This is a genomic window from Saccharopolyspora spinosa NRRL 18395, from assembly GCF_000194155.1.
In the GTDB taxonomy this organism is placed as follows: Bacteria; Actinomycetota; Actinomycetes; order Mycobacteriales; family Pseudonocardiaceae; genus Saccharopolyspora; species Saccharopolyspora spinosa.
Window position 1 is genome coordinate 53,402 of the sequence record NZ_GL877882.1, and the last position, 23,810, is coordinate 77,211.

Sequence of the window (23,810 nt, forward strand, 5' to 3'; positions counted from 1 at the left end):
TAGTGGCATTGGCAGATGGGAAAGTGCGGGTCTTGTTGGCGGTGGTGATCTCCTGCGCCTCACCTTAGCCGCACTCGGCCAGGTGGTCCAGAGCCTGCATCACCAGGTGGTCCAGCACTTGGGAGTCAATCCGGAGGTGTTTGCGGTGCTGGTCGCGTCAGGATGATCAGGGGCGGCGGGCCTCGCGCGAGCGGGCGGCGGCGGGGGCCATCCTGTCATGGATTCGGCTGGGGTCTTGTCACCGAGCACGATGCGGGGTCGGGTGTTGAGCTCGCGGGCGACCCTCTACGAGATCGCGTGCGGTGTGGACGGACAGGTCGGTGCCCAGGGCGTGTGCAAGGTTGATCTGTGGGCTGCGGGGGGTCTCTGATCAGGCAGGACGCAGGACGAGGGCGCGACTTCGATGGGAGATCATCGGGTGTTGAGTCCATGATGGCGTACCCGAAAGCTGCGCTCGTGTCTTTATCTTTCCCGGTCCCGGCTGCGTTGAATCAACCCGCCCGCACCGTCGAGTCGCTGCGGGGCCGTATCGACGGCCTGTGGCAGGCCTTGGATGGGGGCGAGTACGGCGATGCTACCAATCCATTACGCATTACTAGTGCCACTTACTATAGTCGAGCTAATTTTAGCTTTATCCAGATAAATGGCACGTGTTGAAGCTGTACCTTGATTTTATGTATGCCATACCAATCGTGGTTCCAAAGTTGTTTACGCGAGTGGGGCATTTTTCGGCGATCGGGGAACTCGCGTGAACGGAAGGGAAAGGGGACCAGCGATGCCCACGCCTGCAGAGCGTACGTCGCGTTCCGGTCGTGACAAGCCACCTGAGGCTTCCATCGAAGGGACCTCAACAGCTGCCCGAAGCACCAAGGTCACGGTAAACATCAACGCCGAGACCGAACAAGCACTGCGCATGGTGGCCGACCGCGAAGGGGTCACAACGCGGCCGTGACGCAGAGCTAAAAGCCGGTCACGGCCGTTGTCCATCCGATGCGGAGCCGGAGGCCGGTCCGGCAGAGCCGGGTTGATGGGCACTGAACTGGTCAGCGGCATTGCCGGGCTCGGTGAAGGTGGGTGGGCGCAGACTAGTTTTGCCTCCGCTGTCTGAGCAGTGGCCTGTTCATGTGCGGCGATGGCCTGCTGTGTTTCCGCTGTCGGCGACGAGATCACACAAACCCAAAGTCGTCGGCCAGCCTGCGCAGTGGGGTGCGGGGACTCCCTGCTGTGGTGTCCTTCGGCGCGAGAGTGCTCAGATCGCGCTCGTTACGCTGTTTGCAGGTCTGCTTGGGCAAGGGTGGTGTAGTGGTTTCCGACGGAGCCGAATCGGCGGCCGAAAAGCCGCCTTTACCCGAGGTGGCGGACGAGGACGTCGCCTGGCGTCCGCGCTGGTGGTTCCTCGGGGTCTTCGCTGTACTCGCCGCGATCCACCTCGTTGGTGGCTGGGCGTCGACGACCGCGATCGGCCTGGCTGTGGGCTTTGCCTGCACGCTGGTCCTGGTGTTCGTCCGGCGGCTGCCGCCGTGGCTGACCGGTGGGTGGTGGTCACCGGGACCGTGGTTGTCGCGCTCCGGGATACGGGCCCGCCGCAACAGGCTGACATGTGTGCTGCTGCTCGTCTGGTTGCCGGCGGCGGCGATCGTGGCCGGGATAGCCGAACATCCCCCGCACGGTGTCGACATCGTCTATGCCGTGTTCGTGCTGGGCTGTGGTCTGAGCCTGTTGGTGTTGGTGCTGGTTCGATGGGCGCGCACTCTCCGCATTCTCCGCCTCCTCGCCGGTTCGCGGACACCATTGCCAGCCCGCATCGACCAACAAGAGCTCGTCGATGGCGACCCTCTCGCCCGGTACGTCACGGGGACCGTGATCTTCCCGGACGGCTCGCCGGGGTATTTCACGCTGCGCGACTGCCCCATTCCCCTGGTCGCGGCGATCGAGCACACTGGGCGGCTCTGGGTTACCTCTGCCCTCCCGGGTACGGTGCTCGCCGGGTTGCCCGATGGTGATGACTTCGCACATGCCGTGCTCGCTACCTCCCAGTCCGGCCTGCACGGCCGGGCGCCGATCTCGCGGGCGGCCTTGGGCCGGCATCTTCGCCCTCGGACGTTCGCCCTCGCGACCGTGATGGTTCTAGGTGTTGCGCTGGAGATCACGGTGTTCGTCACCTTGGGCGGCGCGCTGACATGGGTGCTGCTGGTGCCGCTGCTGCTCGCCGTCGTGGCCGCCGTGAACTGGCGGTCGCGTGTCGCGTCCCCGGTGCGGCTGCTCGCGGCTGGCCCGTGGACAGAAGTCGCTGCCGCCGTCGTGGCACAGGACATCCGGCCCGGACGGCCGATGTTGGGCTGGGCCCGGTTCTCCGATGGAATCCGCGCCCGTTTCCGCGTCGCGAACTGTCCACCCGACATCGCCACCGAACTCGTTAACCGACGCCACCTTTGGGTCGCGGGCGAACCGCGCGAAGGCAAAGTCGCCATCGGAATTCCCGACAGCGACACCTTTGCCATCGCCGTTTTCACCGTGAAGCAGCGAGAATACCGGCGCACCCGGGCACGGCGATCCCCATCTCTGGAGACGAATGATCGGACTGGATGAACGCTAGGTCCGCGCCTGGACCTCCTGGTACCGGTGGACCCCTCGTACTGCTCGCCCACCTGTTCCTGGCCATCAGCACCGCCACAGCCCGAGCCACACCAGCGCCCGATGGGATGATCTTGTTGACACCCAACGAGATCCGGAATCTGTTCGCCGAACTTATCCTCGCGCGCCTGCGACCTGCCTTGCACATCCTGCGCCGCTCGAACTGGCGACGACGACACCAACACCGCGCCCAACAAGCCCCAGCGACAACAAACCCACGAGCCATGCACATTGCAAACCTCTGTTGAAGTACTAGCTCAATAGGGCATCTCGCTTTCTCGCGATCCAACCGTTGCCCAACGCCACCGTTGGATCCAGGCCTGTCGAGCACAACGACGAGGCGCAGTGCGAGGTGCTAATGCGCGGTCCAGCCGCCGTCGACGACGAGGCTTGTCCCCGTGATGTAGGAGGCCGCATCGGATACCAGGAAGACTGCTGCGGGCGCGATGTCGGAAACCTCGCCGATACGGCCAAGTGGCGTCTGTTCGAGCATCCTGGCCTCATAAGCGGGGTTGGCCAGAACGTGCTCGTTCATCGGGGTTCGGACGTTGCCTGGCGCGAGTGCGTTGACTCGCACCTGGTGCTTGGCGGCGTCGAGCGCCAAGGCACGGACGAGGTTCTCCACCGCGCCCTTGGTCGCGCAGTAGGCGCTCGCCCCGGCAAAACCGACGACTCCCGCGATAGAGCCCAGGAAGAGCACCGAGCCGCCCGGTTCCATCTTCGCCAGTGCGTGCTGCGTCATGTCGAACGGAACCTTGACGTTGACGTCCCATTGCCGTTCCAGCGAAATACTCGGATCGTCGACCTCGCCCACCTCGAACAGTCCTGCTGCATGCACCAGAACATCCAGTCTCCCGAACGTTTTCAGCGCGCCTGCGACAGCCCTGTCGGAGGCGCCTGCCTCACGCAGGTCCACTCGGCACTGCGCGACCCGGCCACCGCTGTTCTCAATCTGCTTTGCTATCCGGCTGAGCCGCTCCGGATCTCGGCCGACAATCGTGACGCAGGCCCCGGCATCGGCAAGGGCTTGAGCGATGCCGGCTCCTATTCCCGAGCTCGCGCCTGTGACGAGCGCGGTCTTTCCGGACATGTCGATCCTCATCGGGGTCAGCCTTTCGTTTTGTCGAGCCATCGAAGAATCCCGGCGACGTTGGTTTCCGTGGAGTTCAGCGCCTCGAACTTGGCGTCCACATCGGGCATCGCGGCCAGATCGGCGTATCGCGCACGAGTCCGATCGCGCACAGCGGCGACCGCGTGCTCCAGCTCCGGTGTGGTGGCTCGCGACAGGCGGACCGCATCCACCCACAGCCGCAGTTCCTCGGCCGCGCGTTCCAACGCATCGCTGGTGTGCCGCGCCGGGCCGAAATGGCTGAAGAGCAATCGGGCAGGCGCGAGTTGGCGGAACAGGCCGAGTGAGCGGAGGGAGCTGTCGAGGTCGAAGTCCGGTGGTGGAGTCGCCGGCTTCATCGTGCCGGTTTCCGGCATGTAGAGGCCCGCCGCGTCGCCCACGTACAGGTCACCGGTCGCGGAGTCGAGCAACCCCAAGTGGTGCTTCGCGTGCCCCGGGGAGTGGTAGCTGGTGAGCGTTCGGCCACCGCCGAGGTCGATCACGTCCACCTCGTCCACTGCCTGGATCCGCGCCGCATCGGTCGGACGCAGCAACCCGAAGACTTCTTCCAGCACTGGCCCGTAGATCTGCCCGGCGCTGGCGAGCAGTCGCTTCGGGTCGGCCAGGTGCTTGGCGCCTCGCTCGTGCACGACGATCTCGGCATCGGGGAAGGCAGCTGCGATATCGCCAACGCCACCGGCGTGGTCGAGGTGGATGTGCGTGACGACGATGGTGGCGAGATCGTGCGGACCCACTCCGAGATAGCTCAGTGCCTTGATGACGGCAGGCGCTGAGCGTGCCGTGCCCGTTTCGATGAGGCACGGGCGCTCGCTCCGGATCAGATACGCGGCTGTGATCCCGTCGTAGTCGGCCATGTAGGTGTCGATCAAGTACACCTCATCCCCGAGATCGCGGATCTGAGCCTTGTCGTTTTCCGTCATCGCAGCAGCCCCGGATCTGACGCAGCACGCAACTCCACGGTCGCCGCGTCGTCCACCAGCCCGGTTTCGGTGACCACGACCTGGTAGACGTCCTTCGCTCGTTGTGGCGACACCCATCTCTCTGCCACGTCGCGGGCGACTCGTGCCGGATCGCGTTCGGTCGGAGGACCGTAGCCGCCACCACCGGAGCTGTGGGAAACGATCTTCTCGCCGGGCTGCAGCAGCACGCGAGCACACGCCGGGATCGGGTGCAGGACACCGTCGGCGTCCCGCTGGAACTGGTCGGAGCGCGCTCCCGGAAGACCGCCACGCCCGCCGAGTGCGGGGTTCACGGTGCCGTCGCTGACGTACGCCACCTCGATGGGGCCGCCCGTCGGGCCGTACTCCACGAGCGCGCCCGGTGCGCCGCGGAAACGGCCAGCGCCTTCGGTGTCCGGCAGGATCCGCTGCTGTTCGATCCGAATGGGGTGGTGGATCTCGTCGATTTCCACGCTGTCGCGGAACATCATTCCGGCGTTGCCGACGTGACCGATCGTCAGCCAACCGTCCGCCTGCGGGCCAGCAGCGCCTCCGGTCACCGAGGGCAGCATGATCTGGTTGACGAACGGCGCACCGCCATGCCGCTCGTCCCGTCCCGAGAGCACACCCCAGGCAGGAGGCTGTGCCGGGCCGGTCTCCGCCATGCCGAACCCGTCTCCGAGGTCGGCGAAAGCGCGTTGGACCGCATTGGTGAGTCGATCGGCAAGGTTGGTCGTGGCAACAGAACAACTCGCCGGGTGGCGGGGGATCCCGACCGCGCAGTTCTCGCGCAAACGGATCTGCAGTCGCCGGAAGCTACCGCCATTGGGTGGGACAGCCTGCCCGAGCGAATTGAAGATCCCGATCATGGCGGCGGTCAGCGACGTCGACTCGGTCAGGTTGAGGCCGCTGGGCTGGCAGTCCACATTGTCCCGGAGGTCCACCTCGATGAGCGCCTCTTCCTCTTCCGATCGGACCTCGACGGTCACCGACACCGGGATACCCCCGGGCACCCCGGGAAACGGGTCGTGCTCGCTGCGGGAAGTCACCCGGCCAGCAGGAAGCGACCGGATTGCCGAGATCATGCGCTGCTCTGAATAGTCGAACCACGCTTCCGCGTACTCCTCGAGCACCTCCCAACCGACCTCGTCGCCGAGAGCGAGAAGCTGGCGTTCTCCGACGCGGGCAGCGCCCAGCATCGCCAGGTAGTCGCCCCACCATTGGTCGGGAACCCGAATCCTGGTCTGGCACATGCGCACGATGTCGCCCACGTCCTGGTAGTCCTGCTGGATCCTGACGCAGGGGAAGATCAGTGCGCCCTCCTCGTATACGTCCCGCACGTCGGCCGAGTACGTGGTCGGCGCCGCGTTGCCGCAGTCGGCCTGATGGGCCTTGACCAGCAGGGTGAATCGGTGTTGTCCGTCGGCGTCGACCACCGGAACCAGCAGGCTGTGGTCCGCGGCGTGGGAGTTGCCGTGGTAGGGCGAGTTGTGCAGGAACGCGTCACCGGCCCGCACCACGGGATGGAACTCCGCCATCGCCTCGGCGAGCAGGTCCGGTCCGCGCATGACGTGGATCGGCAGGCTTTCCGCCATCGCCAGCAGGCGCGCGTCGTGGGTGATGATGCAGCAGGAGAAGTCCCGAGCCGTATTGAGGACTCCGGACCGGCCTGTGCGCGCGAGCGTGTTCATCATCGCGCGCACCACGCTCTGCAAGCGGCTGGTCAACAAGGCGAGTCGGACGCCGTCCATGTGCGTCGAGTCGACCGTGGTCATCGGGGTAGCGCCTCCTTCGTAGTTTCCGTGGTCCGCCGCTGGGTGAGCGGAATCTTGACGGACAGGCTGCCGCTCGCGGTGCGGGTCGCCTGGGCACCGGGGTCGATGACTACGGTCGTCACCGCGGACTCGACGATCGCCGGCCCGAACAGTTCCTCGCCCGGCTCCATGAGTTCGAACGGCACCACAGCCGTTTCGACCAGTCCTGTCTCGGGGAAGTAGGCCGTACGCGAGTGCCTGGTACCGCCGGCGCTCGCAGACACGAGTTCCGGGTTCTTGTCGGTGTCGTTGAGCCGGCAGCGGACTCGTGCGCGCCAGCCGACGACCTCGACGGGCGACTCGGCGTCGCGGATGGCGAAGATGTCTTCGTGGACCGCGTGGAAGTCCTGCCGGAGCTGCTCGACATCTTCGTCGGAGGCGAATCGGCGGACACGCAACGGCACTTCCAACTCCCACACCTGGTGCGGGTAGCGGGCCTCAGCGAACAGCTCGATGGTCGTTTCCACGGCACCCGAGCCAGGGCCTTCGGCGAACTTCTCGGAGCGCCGCCACAGGTCATCGAGAACCTCGCGGACGCCATCCCGGTCGAAGCCGGTGGTGACCGTGCGCGAGGTCGCCGCGAATTCCGCGCTGAGGTCGGACATGAGTGCACCAGCCGCGCTGAGCACGGCCCCGACCCCGGGCAGGAGGACACGCGAGCAGCCCAGCCGCCGCGCGATGGCCACGGTGTTGAACCCGGCGGCGCCACCGCCGCCAACGAGCACCGCTTCTTCGACGGGGATGCCCTGGTTCAGGGTGATTTCTTCGATGGCGCCCACCATGTGCTCGGTTGCGAGGTGGAGGATCGCTTCTGCGGCCGCGTGCGCGTTCAGGCCCAGGGGACGGCCAACGTGGCGGAGGACGGCTTCCTCAGCTGCTGCGGCGTCGAGCACCATTCGTCCACCGAGAAAGTACTGGGGGTCGATGTATCCGAGCACCAGGCAGGCATCCGAAACCGTCGGTTGCTCGCCGCCGCGGGCGTAGCAGACCGGGCCCGGTTCCGCGCCCGCGCTCTGCGGTCCCACGCGCAGCATCCCGCCGGCATCGACCCAGGCGATCGAGCCGCCGCCGGCACCGACGCTGCGGACGTCGACCGCCGGGAAACCCGTCATGTAACCGAAGTACTGCGGACCGAGCCACGCTTCGGTGGTCACCGGGATCCGGCCGCGATGTACCACGCTGACGTCGTAACTGGTTCCTCCGGTGTCCGCGACGATCGCGATGTCGACGTCGGCATCGACGCGTGCGTAGTGACGCCCGGCCACCGGTGCCATCGCGGGACCCGAGCCGATGGTGTGGATCGGCGCCTCAGCGATGTCGTCCGCGTCCTGGACGCCGCCCGCCGACGTGTTGATCAGCAACCTCCCGCGGAACCCGTGGTGCGTGAGATCCCGCTCGAGCGCGTGGAGGTACGTGCCCATCAGCGGCTTCAGCGACGCGTCGATGGCAGTCGACGAGGCTCTGCGGTACTCCCGGATGATCGGGTTCAGCAAATGGGAGAGCGTGTAGGGAATCCCGGGCAGCTCTTCCTCGATCAGCTCGCCGATCCGCCGCTCGTGGGACGGGTTCACGACCGACCACAGCAGACACACCGCGACCGCTTCCACCTCACGTTGCCGCAGTTCGTTGAGGGCCTTTCGAGCGGCTTGCTCGTCCAAGGGCCGCACCACAGATCCGTCGGCTCCGATTCGCTCGGGCACCTGCACCGTCAGCGCACGCGGCACGTACGGCGCGGGGTAGTCGCGCGCGAAGTCGAAGGGATCCGTTCGCCCACCCTCGCGGAATAGCAGGATGTCCGGGTGGCCCTGCGTCGTGACGAGGCCCGTGCGAGCGGTATTGCCGGTGAGAATGGCGTTGAGCGACCTCGTCGTGCCGTGGATGAAGGTGTCGACCTGGCCGAGGAATTCCGCCAGGGACTCGCCACGCGCCTCGGCGGCGACCTCGACGGTGGCGAGCACCCCGCGCAACGGGTCCAAAGGAGTGGTGGGGCTCTTGAAGATCTGAACCTGGCCCTTGTCGTCTTCGACGACGAGGTCGGTGAACGTGCCCCCCATGTCGGTGGAGACGCGCATGTCAGTTGTTCCCTTCGGCTGCGTCGGGTGAGGTCTTGTCCCAGGGATGTTCGGAAATGGTGAATAGAGGCGTGGCTTTGCAGGTGTCGCGCCAGATGGCGTGGGCCGCGCAGCACGCCGAGCAGATGGAGTCGCCAACGGTCAACGGTCAACGGTCAACGGGCACTCGCAGGCATCGGGCTTGATCACCGTCGTTGCGCAGCTGCCGCAACCGACCTGCATCGCCGGGCGCTTCGAGCTCCTCATCGGTCATCGGGTTGGTGTCCCGCCACGCCGGAGTTTGCGTTCGAACCAGCTGCAGCCGCGGCTGGTGGATCTCAGGCGAGAGCCCCGAGATCCACCGGAACGCACGTCCCGGTGATCGCCGATGCGGCGGGGCTTGCGAGGAAGGCGAGCGTGGCCGCCACCTCCCGCGGTTCCACGAACCGCTTGGCAGCGTGCTCGGTGACCAGGTCCGCGATGACCTCCTCGGCGCTGCGTCCGAGGAGCTCGGCTCGTTGAGCGACCTGATCCTCGACAAGCCGGGTTCGCATCCACGAGGGCGCCACCGCGTTGGCCGTCAGCCCGTGATCTGCGCCCTCCAGCGCCGCCACCTTGACCAGTCCGAGCACGCCGTGCTTCGCGGCCACATAAGCGGCTTTGAAGCGTTCGGCGACGAAGCTGGAGGTGGACGCGGTAACCAGCACCCGCCCACCTGGCTTCGACACGAGGTGGGGCCATGCCAGCTTGAGCAGGGTGAACGGGCCGGTCAGCAGCACGCCGATCAACCGTTCCCATTCCTCGACCGGGAAGTCCGGGATCGGTGCCATGTGCTGCACGCCGGCGTTGAGCACGATGATGTCCAGACGACCGTGTGCGTCGAGCACGGTGTCCAGTGCCTGGGCGTTTCCTTGCTCAGTGCTGATGTCGGCGTGAACGCAGTCGGCGCCGTCGCGGTCGACGCCCACCACATGGGCACCGCGGCACGCGAACTCCTCCCGAACCGCCACTCCCAGAGCGCCTGCGGCGCCGGTGACCAGAGCTACTTTGCCTGCCAGGGAAGTGTGATCAGCCGGCTCGTGTGGGGAAAGTGCGGTCATCGTGTTTCCTCCGCATCCCACTTCGTCAGTCGCGACCGCAGTTCGGTAGCGCTGGCGATGGGGCGAGCGAGCCGATCCGCGAGGTCGACAGCGACCTCGACGAGTTCGGCATTGCTCCTCGCCTGGCGGTCGCGACGCAGCCGTAGGTTGTCCTCCATGCCGACCCGGCAGTCCATGCCCAGGGCGAGTGCCACAGCGGCGTGCCGGAACTGCGTGGGGTATCCGACAGCAGCGACCCCGAAGTCGGCCAGGTCATCGCCGAGGACGTGCAGGGCGCGGTCCCGAAGGACGAACAGGTCCTCGATCGCATTGCCCGCACCCCCCAGCACGCCCAGTACGCATTGGATCCGCACCGGCGGCGCGAGCGTGCCTTCGTCGATCAGGAATCGCGCCATCGCGATGTGGCCGAGGTCGTACGCTTCCAGTTCCGGGGTAGCGCCGACGTCCCGACAGGCCGCAGCGCACTCGCGGAGCATCGAGAGCGTGTTGATGAAGACGCCCTGGCCGGACTTCTCGAGCAGTTCTCGTTCCCAGTCGGCTTCGACCCTGGGCCACCGCGCGGGTGTCGGGTAGCCCTCGTAGTTCATCGTCCCTAGGTTGAACGTCGCGATGTCCGGGCGCGCCGCGCGCATTCCCGCCAGCCGCTCGTCCAACGACATGCCCGGCGAGCCGCCCGTCGTCACGTTGATCACGACGTCGCTGCTCGCACGGATCGCGGAGACGATCTCTTCGAAGAGCGTGGGGGAGGCGCTCGGGCGACCGCTGTCGTCGCGGGCATGCAGGTGGACCGAGCTCGCACCCGCCTCCGCCGCGGTGAGGGCGTCGGTTGCGATCTGCTCTGCGCCCCGGGGCAGGTACGGACTCTGACTGGGCAGAACGTCGCCTCCGGTCACTGCTGCGGTCAGCGCGGACGAGCGATATCGATCTGACATGGCGTTCTCCTGTGCCTCTGATGAGCAGCCGCTCGGACATGTCGTCGGATCGTAGGATTGTCCGTCAATCTGGTCAATGGTCAACTGGGGCGGTACGCTGCGCGTGTGAAACTGGAGGAAAACCCGAAGATCACCGCGAGTGCGGGCCAGGCGTCGGTGCAGCTCGGCCGCATTTCCACGGTCGAGGCCGTCACGATCGAACTGCGCCGCAGGGTGCTCGACGGCAGCGAAGCTGCTGGCTCGGCGCTTCGCGAGCTCGACCTTGTCTCGCTGTTCGGGGTGAGCCGTCAGTCGGTGCGCGCGGCGATTCAAGTCCTCGTGCACGAGGGACTGCTGCGCCACGAGCCCAACCGCGGTGTCTTCGTGCCGATGCTCGCAGCCGATGACGTGCGCGATATCTACTCGCTGCGCACCGCGTTGGAGCTCGAGGCGGTCACCGTTCTCGTCGGGCACCCCGACAGGCTGCGACCTGCCCGCAAGGCGCTGGACGAACTCGCGGCGCTTCCGCCCGACGCGGACTGGGGAGAAGTCCGCGATGCTGATCTCGGATTCCACGCTGCCCTCGTTGATGCGCTCGGCCGCCCGCGAACCAGCCGGGCGTTTCATTCCGTGCTCGGCGAGTTGCGCCTGGCGTTCCGGCAGCTCCGCGCGGAACTCGAGGACCATGCCGAAGTGGTGCGTCAGCACCGCGAGATCCTCGAAGCGGCAGAGCGCGGCGACCTCCCGCTCGCCGCGGAGCTCACCAGAACTCATCTGGACGACGCCGTCGAGGCGATCTGTTCGGGTGTGGCCGCTGGCCACTCGGCTGAGACGGGTACAAGCTGATCAGCCCGGCCACGCGCTGATGTTCGTCGAGCGGCGCCAAGCGATTCCATGTGGACGGTCCGGTGCCGTCCCGTGTAATGGTGTTCGGGACGGTACCGTAGCGACCCGAGGTGGTCAATGACCGATCAACTCGACGACGCTCGCAGGCGGCGAGCCCATCAGATCGTCGAGCCACGAACGACTGCTCGCGTACGACATGGCGGGGTTCGCAGACCTGTGGGCCCCGACGACATGATGGATTTTCCGTTGCAGAACTTCATAGGAGAGCATCCGCTTGCCGAGGCGATCCGGGACTCTAATTAGTGAGTTCGTTACCGCGTGCGGTGACGGGAGACTCGCCTTCGTCGATGCGAGGTACATCGGTGCCACCGCCGCCGCGTTGTTGGTCGACGACACGGCGCACAACAGCTCGCTGTTCGTCACCGGCCCGTGAGTTGCTTTCCTACGGGGAAGCGGCTGCGCTGATCTCGGCAGTGGTCAGGCATCCGGTCCGGCACATCGGTCTCAGCGTGGACGGGCGGGCCAAGCTCGTCCACTGACCGAATCGCGCGGTCGCCGGAGTCGTGGGCCCACGCCGGCCCCGTTGTCCTGCGGCCTCCGCGGCACCGCAGCGCCTACCCGGCCGAATGGTGCGATGTCGGGTTTTTCATTGCAGTCAGCGCGAAATCGGTCAGGTCGTCCAAGTAGTCGGACGTGACCGGCATCCGCCGAACGCTCAGCCTCCAGAAGATCTGCGCTCCGAAGAGATCAAGAACCAGTTCGCGGTTGATCGCCGGGGCGAGCTCGCCGCGCTCGATCGCCCTCTCCAGGATGGCCTCTGCTCGGATCCGCCTCGGAGCGTCGATGTGCGTGCGCAGCGCCTCTGCGAGGGTCTCGTTCCGGTGTGCCTCCGCTACGAGGTCGGGCAGGATCCGACCGAGCCGGGGGTCGTCGAGCCACTGAATGACCGCTTCGAAGACCGAGCGAACGTCGTCGCGCAGCGATCCTGTGTTCGCGAACTCGGCGAGGAGCAAGCTCAGGCGGGAGACCACGTCGACGGCCATTTCCTGCTTGGAGGGCCACCGCCGGTACAGCGCACTTTTACTCGCGCCCGAACGTCGTGCGACGGCGTCCATGGACAGCCGTCCGTAGCCCTTCTCGGCGAGCTCGTCGAGCACTGCCTCCACGATCGCGTCCGTCAGTTCGGGACGGAGTACTGCAGCCCCCGTCGGGGTCCGGCGTGCTTTGCCCGTCATAAGTCCACGGTATCAGGTATGGACGGGTCGGTACCGTTCGGAGTAGCCTTGACGGGACGAGTCCGACTCGACCGTTCCTCGGGCGGTCGAAATGCTCACGAAGCAACACGTCGGCAACGTTCGGGGCATCTCGAAGTCGATCACGCCCCGGCCAACTCCACGCAACAACGCAGCGGCGGCCCAATTGTGGTGGGAATTGCCCATCCTGGTGCCTGCAGGCGAATCGCGTTCTCAGTCAGCCCGCTCGCTCGATCGTTCCGCTATCGAACGGAGCGTGCTCTCGGGGCGAGTAGCAGTACGAGCCCGGCGGCACGCCTTCCCCGGCGTTGAGACCTGATCTGTTACCCAAGTAAACGGAGTGACTAGATGTATCGCCACTTCCCAGCCAACTACTGGTGGTCCTTGATGTTCATGAACGCCCTTGCAATCGGGGGCGAAATGACCGAGATGGAACCCGCCTGCAGGCCGCTGAAGGAGATCGCCAAAGCCGAGGTCGATGACGCGGAGAACAAGGAATGGGTTCAGGCCTGGTCTGCACTCGGCAGCCGGGTCGAGGCACTCGGTGATGTGGACGCCGCCGGCAATATGTGCGCCGGTGCCACGCGGAAGTACCTGCGGGCCGCTGCCTACTCGTTCGTCGCCGAGGTGATGCGTCCAGCCAGCGACCAGGACCCGGAGAAGATGGCGGTCTACGACGCCGCGCAGCGGGCGTTCAGGAAGGGCATCGAGTGGTCGGGACTCCCGATCGAGTTCGTGGACGTGCCATTCGAGGGTGCGACGTTGCCGGCGATCTTCGTTCCAGGGCGGAGCCCGGACGGAAGACCTGCCCCTTGCATGGTCCACTTCGATGGCAAGGACGACGTCAAGGAGGTCACCTACCTGCGCCACCGCCAGGGAATGGCCGACCGCGGAATCTCCCTCCTGATCGTCGACCACCCCGGAAGCGGGGCCGCGTTGCGCAAGCAGCAGCTCTACGCACGGCCGGACATCGAGGTCGCGGCCACGGCTGCGGTGGATTACCTGGAGACCCGCTCGGATGTCGACATGGGGCGGATCGGGATCATCGCCCAGAGCATGGGCGGTTACTACGCGCCGCGCTCGGCCGCGTTCGAGAAGCGGTTCAAAGCGTGCGTCGTGTGGGGTGCGGCCTGGGACCTGGACGAGCTGTGCGCCGCCGACCCGGCCCTGGAACAGCCGAGCTTCTGGAAGCCGCTCGGCCCACTGCCCGACACCGCCGCCGTGAAGCGCCGGTTGGCGGACTTCAAGCTTTCCGATCATCTGCACGAGCTCAAGTGCGCTCTGCTGGTCTTCCACGGAGAGCACGACGTGCAGGTACCACTGTGGACAGCGGAACGCACCTATGAACGTGCGATCAACGCGTCCAGTCGTGAATTGCGCGTTTTCACCGAGGCAGAAGGAGGCGCGCAGCACTGCCAGGCGGACATGTTCTCGCAGGCCACTGATCTCATCGCCGACTGGTCGGCACGCTTCTTCGGCACTGACGCCGGCGTCGTGAAGTAACTCGCTTAGCAGGTCCGGTCTTTCGGACCTTCGGTTCCCTCTTTCCAACGAATGGAGTCAACGGTGACTCAGCGTGGTAACAACGACGGTTCGTCGTCGGGTGCTCAACTCAAAGCGAACAGCGTCGGCATCTTCGGCATGGTGTTCATGGTCATGGCCGTAACGGCGCCGCTGACGGCGATGGCCTCCAACATCTCTCTCAGCCTGGCCTTCGGGGTCGGTGCCGGCACGGTCGGCGTGATCGTCCTAGTCACGCTGATTCTTCTGGTCTTCAGCGCGGGGTATGTCGCCCTCAGTCGCCACGTCGTCGACGCGGGCGCCTACTTCGCCTACATATCCCGGGGTCTCGGTCCAGCAGCCGGAACAGCATCCGCGATCATCGCGACCATCGCCTACAACGCGGCTGCGGCGGCAATGGCGACTGCGGTCGGCTACTTCGGCAACGTGGCGTTGTCGACGTACCTCGGCGTCGACCTGCCGTGGTACGCCCTGACCGCTCTCGTTCTCGCCGTGACATGGCTCATCGGCTTCCTCGGGGTGTCGGCCGCCACCGGTGTCAACGCATGGGTCTCGGTATCCGAGTTCCTCCTCCTGCTGGTACTGGTCGTGGCTGTGCTTGTTCGCCGGCCGGCGGGGTTCTCCCTCGACGTGTTCGCCCCGCACAGCGTGTCCGGCGGCAACATCGGTCTGGCGATGGTTTTCGTCCTGCTGTGCTTCGGTGGATACGAAGCTGCGGCCATTTACGGCGAGGAAGCGCGGGCCGCGCGCAAGAACGTCGCTCGGGCGACGTACACAGCCCTGGTGCTGTTGGCGTTTGTCTTCCTCGCCGCCACCTGGGCCGTGGTCGCTGCCGTGGACGATGTCGTCGGTGCCGCCCGAAAGGACCCTGGCGTGCTCGTCATCGACATCGCCAACACCTACCTCGGAAACTGGGTCGGTCCGGTGCTGACGTTGATGATTACGTTCAGCTTCTTCGCGGCCGCGATCTCGTTTCACAACATGGCCGCGCGTTACATGTTCTCGCTCGGCCGAGTTGGGCTGCTTCCCGGAGCGTTGTCACGGGTGCACTCGCGGCGCGGAACGCCGGTGGTCGCCGGCACGACTCAAATGCTGATCTCAGTGGCTGTCGTGGCTCCGTTCGCGATCATCGGCGCCGACCCACTCGTCAACCTGTTTCCCGCGGTCTCCGGAATCACATCGCTGGCGATGATCTACCTGTTGTCGGCCTGCTGCGCGAGCGTCGTTCGTGCCGCCAAGCTGGGACGGATTACCGGATCTGCTTGGTCGGTGCTCGTTGCACCCGTCGTCTCCGGTTTAGCACTTGTCGGTTGCGGCGTCCTGATCTTGTGGAATTACGGCGAAGTGACCGGGAGCGACTCCGTCGTGATCAACCTGCTGCCCAGCGTCCTCGTCGTAGGCGCGGTTTACGGGGTACTAGCGCACCGTCGCCGCAGAAGCGCTCTTTCGGAGCTGACAGTCGTGGCCGGGGACGGTTGAGTCCTAGGAGATCACTATGCGTAGCACGATGCAGGACCGTCCGCTTTCTTTGGCGACACTGCTGCAATACGGCACCACGGTCTACGGCAATGGCGAGGTTGTTACCTGGAGGGGCGACAGTGCCCGACGTCGGTCATACGCGGAGCTAGGTGCGCGCCGCGCAACTCGCCCATGCGTTGGCTGCCCTCGGCGTAGACGATGACCAGCGGGTTGCCACGTTCATGTGGAACAACGCCGAGCACCTCGAGGCTTATCTGGCCGTGCCTGCTATGGGTGCGGTGTTGCACCCGCTCAACATTCGTCTTTCCCCGGAGCAGATCGCGTATATCGCGAACCACGCCGAAGACAGGGTGTTGATCGCCGACGGGAAGCTTGTTCCGCTGCTTTCGCAGGTGCTCCCGGAAATGAAGACGGTGGAGCACCTGCTCGTGACATCGCCGGGGGACCTCTCGGCGCTCTCGGACACGAGTGCACAGGTGCATTCCTACGAAGAGGTTCTCGCGCGGCAACCGGTTGAGTATTGTTGGATCGCCGGTAACGAGCGTGCCGCCGCCGCGATGTGCTACACGAGCGGGACGACCGGAAATCCGAAGGCCGTGGTTTACTCGCACCGTTCGATCTGGCTGCACTCCATGCAGGCGTGCATGGGGCAGGGGTTCGGGGTCGCGGAACGGGACCGGGTCTTGGCAGTCGTCCCCATGTTCCACGCCCTGGCATGGGGGCTGCCGTACGCCTCGCTGATGACCGGGGCAGACTTGCTGATGCCGGATGAGTTCCTGCACGCCAACCGATTGGCCGCCTTCATCGCCGCTGAACGGCCCTCGATCGCGGGAGGTGTGCCCGCGGTCTGGACGACGTTGCTCGACGAGCTGGAGGCGAACCCGGCCGATGTTTCGTCATTGCGTGAGGTGTTCATCGGCGGATCCGCTTGCCCTCCGAACTTGATCCGGTCGTACCAGGAAAGGCACGGAATCACCGCGATCCAGTCTTGGGGCATGACGGAAACGTCGCCGATCGGTTCGGTAGCCCGAGAACCTCACGAAGCGGGCGAGGCGACGGCGTGGGCGCGGCGCCTTTCCCAAGGCCGGTTTCCGTCTGCGGTCGAGGCACGACTGGTCGGGATTGACGGTCGACCGCTTCCGCACGATGGCGAGAGTATCGGCGAGCTGCAGGTGCGTGGGCCTTGGGTCACGGGAACCTATTACGGGGCCGGGGACACCGAGCAGTTTCAGGACGGCTGGCTGCGCACCGGCGATGTCGGCGCGATCAGCTCTGACGGCTTCCTGACGCTGACGGACCGCACCAAGGACGTCATCAAGTCCGGAGGTGAGTGGATCTCCTCGGTCGAGTTGGAGAACGCGCTCATGGAACATCCCGCGGTGGCCGAAGCTGTCGTGGTAGGTGTTCCGGACAGGCGGTGGGGAGAGCGGCCGCTCGCGGTGGTGGTGCTGAGGGCCGGCACGTCGGCCGATTTCGCAGAGCTCCGCTCGTTCCTCGCGACCAGGTTCGCCAAGTGGCAACTTCCGGAGTGGTGGACGTACCTTCAACAGATCCCCAAGACGTCCGTGGGCAAGTTCGACAAGAAGACCCTGCGCCGGCTGCACGCCGATGGAAGTATCACGGCCAGCATGGCAACGTGATCAACTGGAGCAGCACTGCGCTCGATATGAAATGGCACCATCGTGGCCAAAGCTCCGTACCAGTTGAGCAATGCGGGAACGCTGCCATTGGTTCCGTATCTGCCGTCTGCCGCCGATGGTCCGTGACGAGTCCGCATCCTGTGTGTGCGGGCGAATCAGGCCCAGAGCACAGGAAACGCTCTGCCCATCGTGCCGTCGTCGAGCCGTCGACCAGCACGGCGAGCGACTTGCCGAGCCGCTGGAGGAGGTCACCTACGACCACCGCGGCGTCCGTTTGAGCGGGAGTGCCGCCTGCAGCAAGCCGATGCACAAGAACATCCCCGGAGAAGCGCGACGACTCCACCAAGGAGCTATTCCTGAACTTAAGTTGCAGTCTTAGGCAAACTGACATCCGGCACGACAGGGCTGGGCCATTCGTGCGAATCTTCGTCGTCGTCCGCATAGGCGGCGGTGTGGTTGCAGATAATCGGCTGCGGCTCCGGAACAGGTCGCTGGGGAACGGGAGGAACTTCCGCTGGGACAGCCGAGGAACGGGCAAGACCCCCTTTCGGGGTTTCACCCGTCGCACTGCCGACTTTGCCAGGATTGGATTTCCCGATCCGGCGCCGCTCGGGGGCACGCGTCGAACCTGCATCGCCAGCCGTATCCGCCGGCGCACTACCCGGCGCTCCCGCCGCACTATCCGGTTCCGCCGCCGCAGCCGTACTTCTTCCAGCGGAAGCGTTGGCAGGAGCAGGCCAAGCGGGTTGTCCTGACCGTGGTCGCGCCGTGGATGGCGGCGCGGTTCCTGCTCAAGCCGAAGACCGGTGAACGGGTTCGTGACTGGAAGCTGACGCTGCTCGCGTCCTTGCGCGCGGTGTTCGTCACGTTGGCGGTGGTGGCGGCGATCGTTGACCTCCGGCGGCCGGGGGGCGTGCTCGTCGGCTCGTGGGACGTCTTTGCGCACATCTGGTTGCCTGCTGCGTTGCTCGTTCCGGTGCTGTTCGTCGGGCTGCTCTTGGCGACGCGGTCCGGTCAGCGGAGCAGGTTGTTCCCGGGGGCGCTGCGGATGCTGTGGCGGCTGCTGCTCGGCGCGGTCTGCATCTCGTTGTCGTTGCTGGTGTTGGGGCAAGTAACCGATGAATCCCCGTTGGTGGAGCGCGGAACGCTGCGCATCGTGGAGGACGGCCGCGTAACGGACCGCCACTACGAGACCACCCGCGACGGGGACGGCAACCTGATCACCCGCTTCGACAACGGCGACACGGTCGTCTCCGACGAGGAGGAGGCCGACGCGCTCACCGAGAGCATCGGGGCGCTGATCAGCTATGTCTGGTTCCCGATCTTCGGCTGTTGTGCCATGTATTGGGCGGCGCGGTCCGGGCTGTGGTTGGGCGAGGTCCATCCGCTGCTCGGGTTGATGGGTTCGGCCGCGCTGATGTTGCTGGTCATCGGGCAGGGAGTGGCGCAGCTCGGTTCCGCGGAAACGTTGTTGCTCGTGGTGGTGGGTTGCGGAGTTGTCGGGACGCTGGTGCTCGCGGTCTTCGAGTTCAGGCGGGCTCGGGCGGTCGGATTCCGGGTCCGCAGCGGGCCGGAACCGGTGTGGCAGGACAGCGGTGCCGCGTCGCCCGACGCTCCGACGTTGCCGCTCGGACTTCGAGCACCCGTCCAGCTTCCGGAATCCGATGGAAATGCGGGGGTTTCACCGCAGTACCGGCAGCGGGCGCGTCGCATCGCGGCAGGTATCGGCAACGCGGTCGCGGTAGTGGGACGCGGGATCGCGAGGCCGTTCGGCCCGATCGCCCGCTTCGTGCGGCGAAAGCAGGTGGCACGCCAGGCTGATGCGGCCAAGCCGCGAATGTTCGCAGTCGTGGTCTTCCCGTGGTCGACGGCTAGGTACCTGTTCAAGCCCGAGGTCGGCCCGCTGCAACGGGATCGGTTGCTGGACCGGCTCGGTTTTTGGCGCACCGTCGCCGGTTTGTTCGTCGTCGTCGCCACCACGATCGGATTCCGGGGCCTGTTGGATCTGTTCTGGGACCTGGTGGGGAAGGGGTATGCCACCATCGGGCTCGCGGTGTTCATCGCGCCGTTGCCGATCTTGATGGCGCTCGATGCGCGGCGGAACGGCTACGGCCACCAGCTGTGGCCCGGGTTCGTGCGGATGGTCAAGCGGGCAGCACTCGCGCTGATCGTGATTCCGCTGCCGCTCGGGATCATCGTCGGCGTGGTGTTGCTGGCGTTCGTAGCGGCTTGGCTGACCTTCGTCGTGGTTTTGCCGCTGATCCTGCTGGGCGTAGTCGCGCTGCTGTGGTGCGTGCCGTTCGTGGTGTGCACGTTCTACTGGGCTGTGCGCACCAGCGTGTGGATGAGCGAGGTCAACCCGTTGCTCGCGCCTCTCGCGGGTACTGTGTTCGCGGTGTCGATCAGCATCCAGGAATTCGTCGGCGGCGACACGAAGAACGTTCCGCTTGAGTTGTGGCTCGCGTTGAACGTATTCGGGCTGGTCACCACGGTGTTGCTGGGAACCGCCGAGTACCGGCATGCCAAGGCGCTGGGCTACCGACTGTTGCGGTTCCAGGAGGCGGTAGCGGAGCCGGTCGATCCACCGCGTCCGAGCTCGGGGATCGTCCGCCCGGTGCTGCGTGACCTGGGCCGCTTGGCCCGCGAGCACTACCGCTACATACGGCAGTCCGACCGGTAGGCGGTCCGCCCACGTCGGCGAGCTCTGGTTCGCGGCTCAGCACCTCCGCCGGTCGACTTCCACGGTGCGCATCCCAGGGGTGGCCGAGCGGTCAGCTCCTGGTGTCCGGATATGACGGGTGCCGACGCCAAGGGCGACGCTCTCTGTAAAGTTGCACTGGGCAACTAAGGTGCGCTCGGCCACACATCCCCTAATTGAGTGGTGCGGCAGGGCCGTTCGAATGCATGCTTGTAGTCAGCAACTTGTTGCAGACAACAAGCAAACCGCTACAAAAGCGACATTCGAACCGAAAGACCGACCAATGGATCACCACACCAACGCTGAGCTTGACACCGCAGAGGAGCTTGGTGCTCAGCTCACCCGCCTGGTCCGGCTGGTCCACCGCGCCAAATCCCGATTCACGAAGAAGGGCCCGGACGGGATCGAGCAGTCCGCGTACGCGATCCTGTTCCGCCTCATCCAGGACGGGCCGCAGCGCACCGGCCGGCTCGCCGAAGCGCTGCACTCCGAGATCTCCACGATCAGCCGGCAGAGCAACGCGCTCGTCCAGCACGGCCTGGTGGAGCGTCAAGCCGACCCCGATGACGGCCGTGCCAGCCTGCTGGCGCCGACAGCCGAGGGGCAACGGATCTTCCGGGAAGCGCACGACCAGCGCGCCAGGTGGTTGGCAGAGGTGCTGGCCGACTGGTCGCAGGCCGACCGCCAGGCGCTGACCAGCCTTTTCGCTCGACTCAACACCGATATCGAAGCACGCACTCCGAGCCTCGCCGAGCCGACGTGTGCGCCACAGGCCAAGGGGGGCCACGAATGACAACGGCAACAAAGAGTCCAGCGGAATCAGAAACGGCCGGAGAAGGGCCGAACCTGACCCACCGCCAGATCGTCACCATCCTGATCGGCTTGATGTCGGGGATGTTCCTGGCGGCGCTGGACCAGACGATCGTCGGCACTTCGATCGTCCGCATCGCCAACGACCTCAACGGTTTCGACCTGCAGGCGTGGATCACCACCGCCTACCTGATCACCTCCACGATCGCGACGCCGATCTACGGCAAGCTTTCCGACATCTACGGCAGGAAGCCGCTCTACCTGATCGCGATCTCGGTGTTCGTGATCGGATCCGCGGCGTCGACGATCGCTCAGTCGATGTACGAACTCGCCGCGTTCCGCGCCGTTCAGGGGCTCGGTGCGGGCGGCTTGATGTCGTTGGCGATGACCATCCTCGGCGACATCGTGCCGCCGCGTCAGCGCGCGAAGTACCAGGGCTTCTTTCTGGCCGTGTTCGGCGTTTCGACGGTGCTCGGCCCGGTGCTGGGCGGGCTGTTCGCTGGAATCGACGAGCTGGCCGGCCTCGACGGCTGGCGGTGGGTCTTCCTGGTGAACGTGCCGATCGGCGTCATCGCGCTGTTGGTCGTCGCCAAGGTCCTCAACGTGCCGCACCAGCGCCACAACCACCGCATCGACTGGTGGGGCGGCCTGGCCCTGGCGGCCACTGTGGTGCCGCTGCTGCTGATCGCCGAGCAGGGCAACAAGTGGGGATGGAGCTCGACCGACGCCGTCATCTGCTACGCGATCGCCTCGGTCGGCTTGGTGCTGTTCCTGTTCATCGAGTACGTGATGAAGGACGCGGCTCTGATCCCGCTGCGCCTGTTCAAGAACTCCACGTTCACCGTGGCGATCCTTGGCGGGGTCATCGTCGGCGTCGCGATGTTCGGTGCGATCACGATGATTCCGCAGTACCTGCAGGTGGTGCAGGGCTACACGCCCACCGAGTCGGGGCTGCTGACGCTTCCGCTGATGGCGGGCATCATGTCCGCGTCGGTCATTTCGGGGCAGATCACCTCGCGCACCGGCCGGTACAAGTTCTTGCCGGTGATCGGCACGTTCCTGGTCGCGGTCGGCGCGGTGGTGTTCGCCCAGGTCGAGTACGACAGCCCGCTGTGGTTGCCGTTGGTGGCCGCAGGAATCATCGGGTTCGGCCTCGGAAACTGCATGCAGACGCTGATCATCGCGGTGCAGAACGCGGGGCCCCGCAGGGACATGGGTGTTTCCACCGCGGCGGCGACGTTCTTCCGGCAGATGGGCGGGACGATCGGTGTCGCGGTGTTCCTGACCGTCTTGTTCAACGTGCTCCCGAAAAACATCGAGAAGGCCTTCGGCGGTAACCTGCCGGCCGCCGCGAGCGGACAACTGGGCACCCTGCAGTCCAACACGGGTGTGATCGCACAACTGCCCGACCAGCTGCGGATTCCGGTGCTGATCGGCTTCACCGAGTCGATCACCACGGTGTTCTACGTCGCGGCCGGGGTCGCGCTGTTGGCTTGCCTCGTCCTGTTGTTCATGAAGGAGATCCCACTCGCCGGTGGCCCGGCGCCTGCTGCATCGGCGGTGGAGGGCGGCGAAGCGCTGCTTGACGAGCAGCCGACCAAGCCGGTTTGGACCGAGCCGAAGTCCACATCGGACAAAGAATTGGCGGGCGCGGGCAAGCGCGCCCTGTCGAACGGGCACGGCGAGTACCGACCCCGGTTCGCTGCCGCGATGTCGGGGGACCTGGAGGCGACTCGGTCGATCAGCGGGCATGTGCGTCGCCAGGACGGAACCTCCGTTGAAGGCGCGGTTGTGACCCTGATCGACCAGGACGGGAAGCAGGTGGCCAGGGCTGTCGGCTCCGCCGACGGCAGCTACACGGTCGCCGTCCCCGGTGCGGGGAGCCACGTGCTGATCATTTCCGCGACCGGTTGCCAGCCCGAGGCGTCCAGCGTGGTTGTCACGGAGGCTTCGACGACGTTGGACATCACGCTGACCGGCTCCGGCGAACTGGCCGGTGTTGTCCGGTCGTCCGGTGGTGGCACTCCGCTAGAAGGCATCACCGCGACGCTGACCGATGAGCGCGGCGAAGTGAACGGCGCATTCGTCACCAAGGAAGACGGCGCGTATTCGTTCCGCGGCGTGGGAGCGGGCAACTACACGCTGGTGGCCAGCGGGGATCGCTACCGCCCGATCGCGGTGACCCTGACCGTGCCGGATAGCGGACTGCTGCACCACGACATCGAATTGGTCGGTGCGGTGCCGCTCAGCGGCACGGCGCGCAGCGACGGCCGTATCGTGCCGGACGCGCTGATCACGGTGATCGACGCCGATGGCAAAACAGCGGCGGTGGCCAGAACCGACATCGAGGGCCGCTACCTGATCAGCGACCTTCCGGTGGGTGACTACACGGTGGTGGCGAGCGGGTATCCGCCGGTGTCGAGCCGGGTCAACCTGCTCGGCGGGGCCGCAACGCACGACGTGCACCTCAGCTACGACGCGGCCGAGGAGCTGACGGAACAGCCCTGAGTTCGCACACTCAATGCCAAAGGGCAGTGGGAGCAGTGCCCACTGCCCTTGGCAATCTTGATCACGAGATCAGGTGGCGCGGGAAGGGCACCTTGGCCGACTTACTTGGTCGAGGTGCCCTTCACCTCGGAAAATCTGTTCGGCCGGCCGTTCACGTGGTTTGTCTGGCCGAGGTGATCGAACGGGTGACCGCAGTGCGGTACTCGACCACCCAGACCTAACCGATCCTGCGCGAGCGGCTGGGCTGGCGCAGGCAACGCCGGTGTGCTGGCCTATCAGCCCGACCGCAGCCAGGCCGCGTTCGTGTTCCAGACCAAATACGGCACCTACAACACCGCCTCGCTGATCGAGTTCCTCACCGGCCTGCGGGAGCATCTGGATCGGCCTGGCGCGGGTCGGCAGCGGCTGCGAGCTGTGCTTCGCTTTCCTTGACCATACAGGCCTTTCACTCTAACCAAGATCACCTAAAAACCACCCC

The 23,810-nt window shown here is 65.8% G+C and carries 16 protein-coding genes and 2 pseudogenes; 10 read left to right on the forward strand and 8 right to left on the reverse strand.

The window, feature by feature from the left end; all coding sequences use genetic code 11:
• The first annotated feature begins 1,302 nt into the window (after window positions 1–1,302).
• Window positions 1,303–2,589 (forward strand): hypothetical protein, encoded by a 1,287-nt coding sequence (locus SSPN_RS0135900; RefSeq protein WP_010314587.1) that lies wholly within the window; start codon window positions 1,303–1,305, stop codon window positions 2,587–2,589.
• Between the two features lie 7 nt (window positions 2,590–2,596).
• Window positions 2,597–2,898: pseudogene (locus SSPN_RS63135) on the forward strand (hypothetical protein); the annotation flags it as partial.
• A 91-nt stretch (window positions 2,899–2,989) separates the two neighbouring features.
• Here SSPN_RS63135 and SSPN_RS0135905 read toward each other — a convergent pair.
• The 6 genes from SSPN_RS0135905 to SSPN_RS0135930 all read right to left on the reverse strand — a co-directional run bounded on the left by SSPN_RS0135905 (window position 2,990) and on the right by SSPN_RS0135930 (window position 10,598).
• A complete protein-coding gene (locus SSPN_RS0135905; protein WP_010314589.1) occupies window positions 2,990–3,724 on the reverse strand; it encodes an SDR family NAD(P)-dependent oxidoreductase in 735 nt (244 codons plus the stop codon).
• 17 nt (window positions 3,725–3,741) lie between these two features.
• Window positions 3,742–4,683, reverse strand: coding sequence for an MBL fold metallo-hydrolase (locus tag SSPN_RS0135910; protein WP_010314592.1), 942 nt, complete (start codon window positions 4,681–4,683; stop codon window positions 3,742–3,744).
• Window positions 4,680–6,476 (reverse strand): hydantoinase B/oxoprolinase family protein, encoded by a 1,797-nt coding sequence (locus tag SSPN_RS0135915; RefSeq protein WP_010314594.1) that lies wholly within the window; start codon window positions 6,474–6,476, stop codon window positions 4,680–4,682. The genes SSPN_RS0135910 and SSPN_RS0135915 overlap by 4 nt, the downstream gene beginning before the upstream one ends.
• Window positions 6,473–8,587 (reverse strand): hydantoinase/oxoprolinase family protein, encoded by a 2,115-nt coding sequence (locus tag SSPN_RS0135920; RefSeq protein WP_010314597.1) that lies wholly within the window; start codon window positions 8,585–8,587, stop codon window positions 6,473–6,475. The genes SSPN_RS0135915 and SSPN_RS0135920 overlap by 4 nt, the downstream gene beginning before the upstream one ends.
• 317 nt (window positions 8,588–8,904) lie before the next feature.
• Window positions 8,905–9,666: an SDR family oxidoreductase gene (locus tag SSPN_RS0135925; protein ID WP_010314600.1), complete on the reverse strand. Its 762-nt coding sequence runs from the start codon at window positions 9,664–9,666 to the stop codon at window positions 8,905–8,907.
• Window positions 9,663–10,598 carry a beta-keto acid cleavage family enzyme gene (locus SSPN_RS0135930; protein WP_010314601.1) on the reverse strand — a complete coding sequence of 312 codons (936 nt, stop codon included), beginning with the start codon at window positions 10,596–10,598 and terminating at the stop codon, window positions 9,663–9,665. The genes SSPN_RS0135925 and SSPN_RS0135930 overlap by 4 nt, the downstream gene beginning before the upstream one ends.
• A gap of 105 nt (window positions 10,599–10,703) precedes the next feature.
• On the opposite strand from SSPN_RS0135930, the gene SSPN_RS47500 reads away from it, so the two are divergent.
• Window positions 10,704–11,423 (forward strand): GntR family transcriptional regulator, encoded by a 720-nt coding sequence (locus SSPN_RS47500; protein WP_010314602.1) that lies wholly within the window; start codon window positions 10,704–10,706, stop codon window positions 11,421–11,423.
• Window positions 11,424–11,537: 114 nt separating this feature from the next.
• On the opposite strand, the gene SSPN_RS55965 is transcribed toward SSPN_RS47500, so the two are convergent.
• Both SSPN_RS55965 and SSPN_RS0135945 read right to left on the reverse strand, forming a co-directional pair.
• Window positions 11,538–11,846, reverse strand: a complete 309-nt coding sequence (locus tag SSPN_RS55965; RefSeq protein ID WP_143539589.1) for a hypothetical protein — start codon at window positions 11,844–11,846, stop codon at window positions 11,538–11,540.
• Window positions 11,847–12,037: 191 nt separating this feature from the next.
• On the reverse strand, window positions 12,038–12,589 hold the full coding sequence (locus SSPN_RS0135945) for a TetR/AcrR family transcriptional regulator (RefSeq protein WP_237710930.1): 552 nt from the start codon (window positions 12,587–12,589) through the stop codon (window positions 12,038–12,040).
• A gap of 435 nt (window positions 12,590–13,024) precedes the next feature.
• Between SSPN_RS0135945 and SSPN_RS47505 the strand changes: the two genes are divergently transcribed.
• From SSPN_RS47505 to SSPN_RS55970, 7 genes and pseudogenes are all read left to right on the forward strand, one after another.
• Complete coding sequence (locus SSPN_RS47505) at window positions 13,025–14,179, forward strand: alpha/beta hydrolase family protein (RefSeq protein WP_010314606.1); 1,155 nt, start codon at window positions 13,025–13,027, stop codon at window positions 14,177–14,179.
• A 63-nt stretch (window positions 14,180–14,242) separates the two neighbouring features.
• Window positions 14,243–15,676 carry an APC family permease gene (locus SSPN_RS0135955; protein WP_010314607.1) on the forward strand — a complete coding sequence of 478 codons (1,434 nt, stop codon included), beginning with the start codon at window positions 14,243–14,245 and terminating at the stop codon, window positions 15,674–15,676.
• Window positions 15,677–15,692: 16 nt separating this feature from the next.
• A pseudogene (locus tag SSPN_RS47510) lies at window positions 15,693–17,316 on the forward strand (long-chain fatty acid--CoA ligase).
• Between the two features lie 757 nt (window positions 17,317–18,073).
• Entirely contained in the window at window positions 18,074–19,996 is a 1,923-nt protein-coding gene (locus tag SSPN_RS0135965) for a hypothetical protein (protein WP_010314611.1), read from the forward strand.
• A gap of 301 nt (window positions 19,997–20,297) precedes the next feature.
• Window positions 20,298–20,807, forward strand: coding sequence for a MarR family winged helix-turn-helix transcriptional regulator (locus tag SSPN_RS0135970; RefSeq protein ID WP_010314613.1), 510 nt, complete (start codon window positions 20,298–20,300; stop codon window positions 20,805–20,807).
• Window positions 20,804–23,332 carry an MFS transporter gene (locus SSPN_RS0135975; protein ID WP_010314615.1) on the forward strand — a complete coding sequence of 843 codons (2,529 nt, stop codon included), beginning with the start codon at window positions 20,804–20,806 and terminating at the stop codon, window positions 23,330–23,332. The genes SSPN_RS0135970 and SSPN_RS0135975 overlap by 4 nt, the downstream gene beginning before the upstream one ends.
• Window positions 23,333–23,596: 264 nt before the next feature.
• Window positions 23,597–23,764, forward strand: coding sequence for a hypothetical protein (locus SSPN_RS55970; protein WP_010314617.1), 168 nt, complete (start codon window positions 23,597–23,599; stop codon window positions 23,762–23,764).
• Window positions 23,765–23,810: the final 46 nt, after the last annotated feature.